Annotated in this window: 6 protein-coding genes and 1 pseudogene; 4 read left to right on the plus strand and 3 right to left on the minus strand. The window is 63.5% G+C overall.

Annotated elements, in window-relative coordinates; translation table 11 throughout:
- A pseudogene (locus tag AC1DJT_RS33570) lies at positions 1–154 on the plus strand (IS481 family transposase); the annotation flags it as partial.
- On the opposite strand, the gene AC1DJT_RS33575 reads toward AC1DJT_RS33570, so the two are convergent.
- The gene (locus AC1DJT_RS33575) at positions 151–372 is read right to left on the minus strand and encodes a hypothetical protein (RefSeq protein ID WP_441491767.1); all 222 of its coding nucleotides are present in this window, start codon (positions 370–372) and stop codon (positions 151–153) included. The pseudogene AC1DJT_RS33570 and the gene AC1DJT_RS33575 sit on opposite strands and share 4 nt — an antisense overlap.
- 257 nt (positions 373–629) lie before the next feature.
- Here AC1DJT_RS33575 and AC1DJT_RS33580 point away from each other — a divergent pair, with 257 nt between their 5' ends.
- Positions 630–1,187: a PRC-barrel domain-containing protein gene (locus tag AC1DJT_RS33580; RefSeq protein ID WP_476835773.1), complete on the plus strand. Its 558-nt coding sequence runs from the start codon at positions 630–632 to the stop codon at positions 1,185–1,187.
- Positions 1,188–1,260: 73 nt separating this feature from the next.
- Here AC1DJT_RS33580 and AC1DJT_RS33585 read toward each other — a convergent pair whose 3' ends face one another.
- On the minus strand, positions 1,261–2,796 hold the full coding sequence (locus AC1DJT_RS33585) for an NAD(P)H-hydrate dehydratase (protein ID WP_476770087.1): 1,536 nt from the start codon (positions 2,794–2,796) through the stop codon (positions 1,261–1,263).
- Between the two features lie 327 nt (positions 2,797–3,123).
- On the opposite strand from AC1DJT_RS33585, the gene AC1DJT_RS33590 reads away from it, so the two are divergent.
- Positions 3,124–3,462: a P-II family nitrogen regulator gene (locus AC1DJT_RS33590; protein WP_113518708.1), complete on the plus strand. Its 339-nt coding sequence runs from the start codon at positions 3,124–3,126 to the stop codon at positions 3,460–3,462.
- A 95-nt stretch (positions 3,463–3,557) separates the two neighbouring features.
- A complete protein-coding gene (glnA, locus tag AC1DJT_RS33595) occupies positions 3,558–4,967 on the plus strand; it encodes a type I glutamate--ammonia ligase (RefSeq protein ID WP_476835774.1) in 1,410 nt (469 codons plus the stop codon).
- Between the two features lie 114 nt (positions 4,968–5,081).
- Here the strand turns inward: glnA and AC1DJT_RS33600 are convergent.
- A partial coding sequence (locus AC1DJT_RS33600) for a right-handed parallel beta-helix repeat-containing protein (protein WP_476835775.1) occupies positions 5,082–5,930 on the minus strand: 849 nt, incomplete at its 5' end.

Below are 5,930 nucleotides of genomic sequence, written 5' to 3' on the forward strand. Positions count from 1 at the left end.
CCTCACAGACTTCGTTGCCGCCTACAATTTCGGCCGCCGGCTGAAGACCCTTAGGGGGCTCACACCCTACGAGTTCATCTGCAAATGCTGGACATCAGAGCCAGAACGATTCAGGCTCGATCCAATCCATCAAATGCCGGGACTGAACAACTAGGCGTCATTGCTGGCGTTGAGTTCGTCCAGCTCAAGCCCGTCCTTGTCGTTCGGATCAGGCAACAGCCCCTGCCCCGTCGCCCAGCGCGCCACAATCTCGGCGACAGCCTCTTCACGCGATCGACGTGACTGGATTTTCCGCAGATAGCGATCGAGCGCAGTCAGTTCGGCAGCGCTCAGATGGATGGTCAGGGGCGTCCTCGGCTCGGCTGCAGGCATGGCATACTCCCGTCCGCTCTCGCGACGGACACGCTCGCCCGGCGGCAGCAATCCGACGATAGAAGCATGACAGGATCGCGGGGCGCAGCAAGGCGCAACAGCCCTGCAGGCCCCGTCCCGACGCCCTCTTTCAGGCATGCCCATGCGTCAAGCGCATGGCAATGTCCCGCGTCGAAAGGGAGGGTTTTGGCGAACCAAATCCGGATTCCGACGTTTTCCGCTCAAGCCGCAATTGCGGTTCCTGAATGGAGGAGGCGATGTTCAAGCATTCAATCGCGCTGACGGCCGTCGGAGCTGTCATGTTTGCGACGACCGCGATCTCGCAGACCAGTGCGCCCTCATCGAACGCCCCCTGGGCAGCTCCTTCGGCTCCGCCCCCCGCCGTGGAGCGCCCCAAGCCGCCAGAGAACAACCTCGCAGGCCAGGGGAAGTGGCGTGCGTCCAAGCTGATCGGTGTCGATATCTACGGCTCCGACAAGAAGAAGGTTGGTGATGTGACGGAAGTCCTGTTCGACAAGGCAGGCAAGGTCGAGATGGTGACCGTCGGCGTCGGCGGCTTTCTTGGCATCGGATCGAAGGATGTTGCGATCCCCTTCGAACAGGTGAYGTGGAGCGAAGAGCCGATGGTGGTTCCCGCTCCGGCCCCTGCCCCTGCCCCCGCAGGAGGAAGCGGCAGCATGAGCGGTCCGGCCACGGCTCCGACAGCGGCTGCGCCTGTTCCGCGTGGTCCGATGATGTACCCGGACCATGGCGTCATCAGCATGACGAAGGAACAACTCACGGCGGCACCGGCCGTGACCTATGCCAGCCGCTAATCGGCCACCAGACATCCCGGCCTGCAAAGCAGCGGGCCGGCGATCTCCAAAGTTGTTCGCCAGCTAATGGACGTTACCCATCTCGACGAGCAGGCAGCTCGGAGAGAACGGGCAGGACAGCTTCCGGCAGATCATCCGCGATCAAGCCACGACCAAACCGTTCCGCGGCCTTGCCATGGAGCCAGACGGCGGCGCAGGCGGCCTGGAAGGCTGGCATGCCCTGGGCCAACAGCCCCGCGATGAGGCCGGCAAGGACATCACCGGACCCAGCCGTCGCCAAGTCCGGGCTGCCGGTCATGTTGATCGCGGCCCTTCCACCGGGCTCGGCAATGACGCTGTCCGGCCCCTTCAGGACGACGACCGCACCGGTGGCCGCCGAAGCGCGGCGCGCCCGTTCGAGCCTAGACGGAGCAGCCATCACGTCCGCAGACGAGGCAAAGAGGCGCTCGAATTCCCCTTCGTGCGGCGTAAGTACGCAAGCTGCGCCGCTCGGCCTGATCCTCGAGCCGATCGGGACGGACGTGGTTTCCGCTGCCAGCAGGGTGAGCGCGTCCGCATCGAATACCGCTGGAACACGCGAGCGCTGCGCGGCAAGGACGGCTTCCCGAGCCGTTTCGTCAAGCCCGAGTGCCGGGCCGGCGAGGACTGCGCCGAGCCGTTTCTCGGCCAGCAGAGTTTCTATATCGGCTGCCGAGGCAGCTGCCCGCTGAATCAGCGCATCCGGGCCGCGGGCGGCATGCGCGGCAAGGGCTTCGGGCCGGCACGCAATCGTCACCAGGCCGGCGCCAATGCGCAGCGCGGCACGCGCCCCGAGTCTGGGCGCGCCAACCCCTGCAAGCCCGCCCGCCAGAACGAGCACCGCGCCGCGCTTGTATTTATGGGTATCGACCGCGTGGTGCGGCCACTCGGCGCGCCATAGCGGCGGTTCGTTGCGAAAAGTTCGCGCCTCCAGGGCGCCCTTGCCAAATGCCACCTCCGCCGTGATGCCGATATCGGCAAGCGTCACCACGCCGCATAATCCACGCCCGGGATAAAGCAGATGCCCCGGCTTGAGGCGAAAGAACGTGACCGTCTCTTCGGCCCTTGTGACCGCTCCATCAGCGCGTCCGGTCTCCCCCGAAAGGCCGCTGGGGACATCCACGGCGATCACCGCAGCTGCCGAGGCGTTGACACGCTGCACCACGGCGGCGACGTCGCCGGCCAGCGGCCGATCGAGGCCAGCACCGAAAAGGGCGTCGACCACGACGGCTGCCCGCTCGGGAGCGGCAGAGGAAATCGGCATGACCTCACCGGTCCAGGCCTGCGCCATCGCAAGGGCATCGCCCTTCAAGGCTTCACGGTCACCCGACAGGGCAAGCGTCACMCCGAAACCGCGCTCGCGAAGGAGACGGGCTGCGACGAACCCGTCCCCGCCATTGTTGCCAGGACCGCAGAGAACCAGAATGGCCTGTCCGGGTCGGGCCCGCCGGCTGACGGCATCGGCGACCGCCCTGCCCGCTCGCTCCATCAGGACGGGCCCCGTCGTTCCGGCCGCAATCGCAGCCCTGTCGGCGCGCGCCATCTCGGTTGGGGTCAACAGGGCAAGGGCGATCTCGTCTGCTGTGCTCATCGCGCGATCATCCGGAAGCCGGACGCTCATAGCAAGATCGGGCGCGCGGATCTCGTTTGGCTATCGATTGATCATCTGCATAAATTATGGGCGGAATATCGCCTCATCATGAGGCGATACCTGCCACGCTCCCTCATGGCGAGGCACACGCGCCGATGCTATGAGCACATACGGCGAGTGTTCGTCTGCCACGGCGGAACGCTGAACCGGCCTCCGAGCCATCGGGAAAGGCCGATTTTCAGTGCATCGACGATTGGACCGGCAGGCGGTATCGAGGAACGGACGAATATCCGTTTCCAACCACGCGCAAGGGAGGCCGGTCGGCGCATGAAGAAGATCGAAGCGATCATCAAGCCCTTCAAGCTGGATGAGGTGAAGGAGGCACTGCAGGAAGTCGGGCTGCAGGGCATCACCGTGCTCGAAGCCAAGGGATTCGGCCGCCAGAAGGGCCATACCGAGCTCTATCGCGGCGCCGAATACGTCGTCGACTTCCTGCCGAAGGTGAAGATCGAGATCGTGCTGGCCGACGAGATGGTCGAGAGCGCGATCGAAGCCATCAAGAAGGCCGCTCAGACCGGCCGGATCGGCGATGGCAAGATTTTTGTATCGTCAGTGGAGGGGGCGATCCGCATCCGCACCGGAGAGACCGGCGCGGACGCGATCTGAGGGCTTCATTCCCGAACCCGCGAAATCGGCGTCCGCCGGGCGAATACCCGCGGATCGATGAATGTTGAGAAACTGCTTTCAAGAGGAATGCTGAGATGAAGAGCGCCAAGGACGTCCTCAAGGCGATCAAGGACAATGACGTCAAGTATGTCGACTTCCGCTTCACCGACCCGCGCGGCAAGTGGCAGCACGTCACCTTCGACATCACCATGATCGATGAGGACATCTTCGCCGAGGGCACGATGTTCGACGGCTCGTCGATTGCCGGCTGGAAGGCGATCAACGAGTCCGACATGCTGCTGATGCCTGATCCGACGACGGCGGTGATGGACCCGTTCTTCTCGGCAGCGACGATGGTGATCACCTGCGACGTGCTCGAGCCCGCGACCGGCGAGCCCTATAACCGCGATCCGCGCGGCATCGCCAAGAAGGCCGAAGCCTATCTCAAGTCGACCGGTATCGGCGACACGGTCTATGTCGGCCCGGAAGCCGAATTCTTCGTCTTCGACGACGTCAAGATCTCGGCCGACCCCTACAACACCGGATTCAAGCTCGATAACGTCGAGCTGCCGATCAACGGCATGACCGATTACGAAGGCGGCAATCTCGGCCACCGCATCGCCACCAAGGGTGGCTACTTCCCCGTCCCGCCGCAGGATTCGGCGCAGGACATGCGCGGCGAGATGCTGGCAGCCATGGCGGCGATGGGCGCCAAGGTCGAGAAGCACCACCACGAGGTCGCCTCCGCCCAGCATGAGCTCGGCCTGAAGTTCGACACGCTGACCCACATGGCCGACACCATGCAGGTCTACAAGTACGCGATCCATAACGTGGCGCAGAGCTACGGCAAGACCGCGACCTTCATGCCGAAGCCGATCTACGGCGACAACGGCTCGGGCATGCACGTCCACCAGTCGATCTGGAAGGCTGGCAAGCCGATCATGGCCGGCAACAAATATGCCGACCTGTCGCAGGAGTGCCTCTGGTATATCGGCGGCATCATCAAGCACGYCAAGGCGCTGAACGCCTTCACCAACCCGTCGACGAACTCCTACAAGCGTCTCGTTCCCGGCTATGAGGCTCCGGTGCTGCTGGCCTATTCGGCCCGTAACCGTTCGGCCTCCTGCCGTATTCCGTGGACGACTTCGCCGAAGGCCAAGCGCGTCGAGGTTCGCTTCCCCGATCCGATGGCGAACCCCTATCTCGCCTTCGCCGCGCTGCTGATGGCCGGCCTCGACGGCATCGTGAACAAGATCGATCCCGGCCCGGCGATGGACAAGGATCTCTACGACCTGCCGCCGCGCGAGCTGAAGAAGATCCCGACCGTCTGCGGCTCACTGCGCGAGGCGCTCGAGGCGCTGAAGAAGGACAACGCCTTCCTCAAGGCCGGCGGCGTCTTCAACGACGACTTCATTGAGAGCTATATCGAGCTCAAGATGCAGGATGTGGCGCGTTTCGAAATGACGCCGCACCCGGTCGAGTTCGCGATGTACTACTCCTACTGAGAGCTCTGCGCCGGGAACGTCCCGGCGCAGCCGCTATCCTCCCGACCGCGGCAGATCGCGGTCCACCTGAAACGCCGGGGCGGCAACGCCCCGGCTTTTTTTCTGACAGGGCCCTCAGACGTAGCGATTATGCCCGAAGGTGACGCTGCCGACGGCCGTTGCGAGATCATTGCCGTAATCGGCCGTTCCCACGCGATTCATGGAGGTGCCGGTAAAGACGGTCGGCACGATGCCACCGAGGCTGGCACCGTTGACGATGTTTCCAGAGACAACGACGGACCGTCCGCTGTTCGTCACAGCTTCGTTCGAGACGCCAATACCGATAGCCGCGTTACGCACCAAATTCCCGGAAACCACCAGCGCGCGTGCAGCCGTATTGATGCCTGCCTGGATGCCTACCCGCGCAGCTCCGTCAATCAGGTTGCCGGAAACCACGCAGTCCTGCTCGACGACGATGCCGTTTCCGATCGTTGAAGGCGGATAGTAGCCGGGATCGGGAATCGGATTGTCGGTGACGTTGGAGATGCGGTTGCCTTCCACGATGACGCTGCGTGAAACGCCGTCGGAGAACTGGCCGGAGTTGGCGACGAGAATGCCGCTACCGACCGTGTCGAGGCTGTTGTTGGAAACGATGCAACCCGTGAGATCAATTCCGGCACCCGGCGCCTCGATGAAGATCGCCGCTTCGCGCGTGTTGTAGATATTGTTGTTGCTGACGTTGTGCAGCCCCCCGCCATTGCAGCGGATGGCGGAGAATTTGACGCTGAAGATCTTGTTATCGGTGATCGAAACGCCAACGGCCCGGAAGACGCTGACGCCATTGCCGTTTTGCCCAGTCCCGCCGCCAACCGTATCGACGCCGTTTATGAAGTTGCCCGTAATCGTCGAGCTGTCGCCGGTGATCGCGTCACGCCAGACCGCGATACCATTGTTCAACATGCCGGTAATGGTGTTGTTCAGCGC

This window comes from Allobosea sp. 05T422_2, from assembly GCF_056396265.1.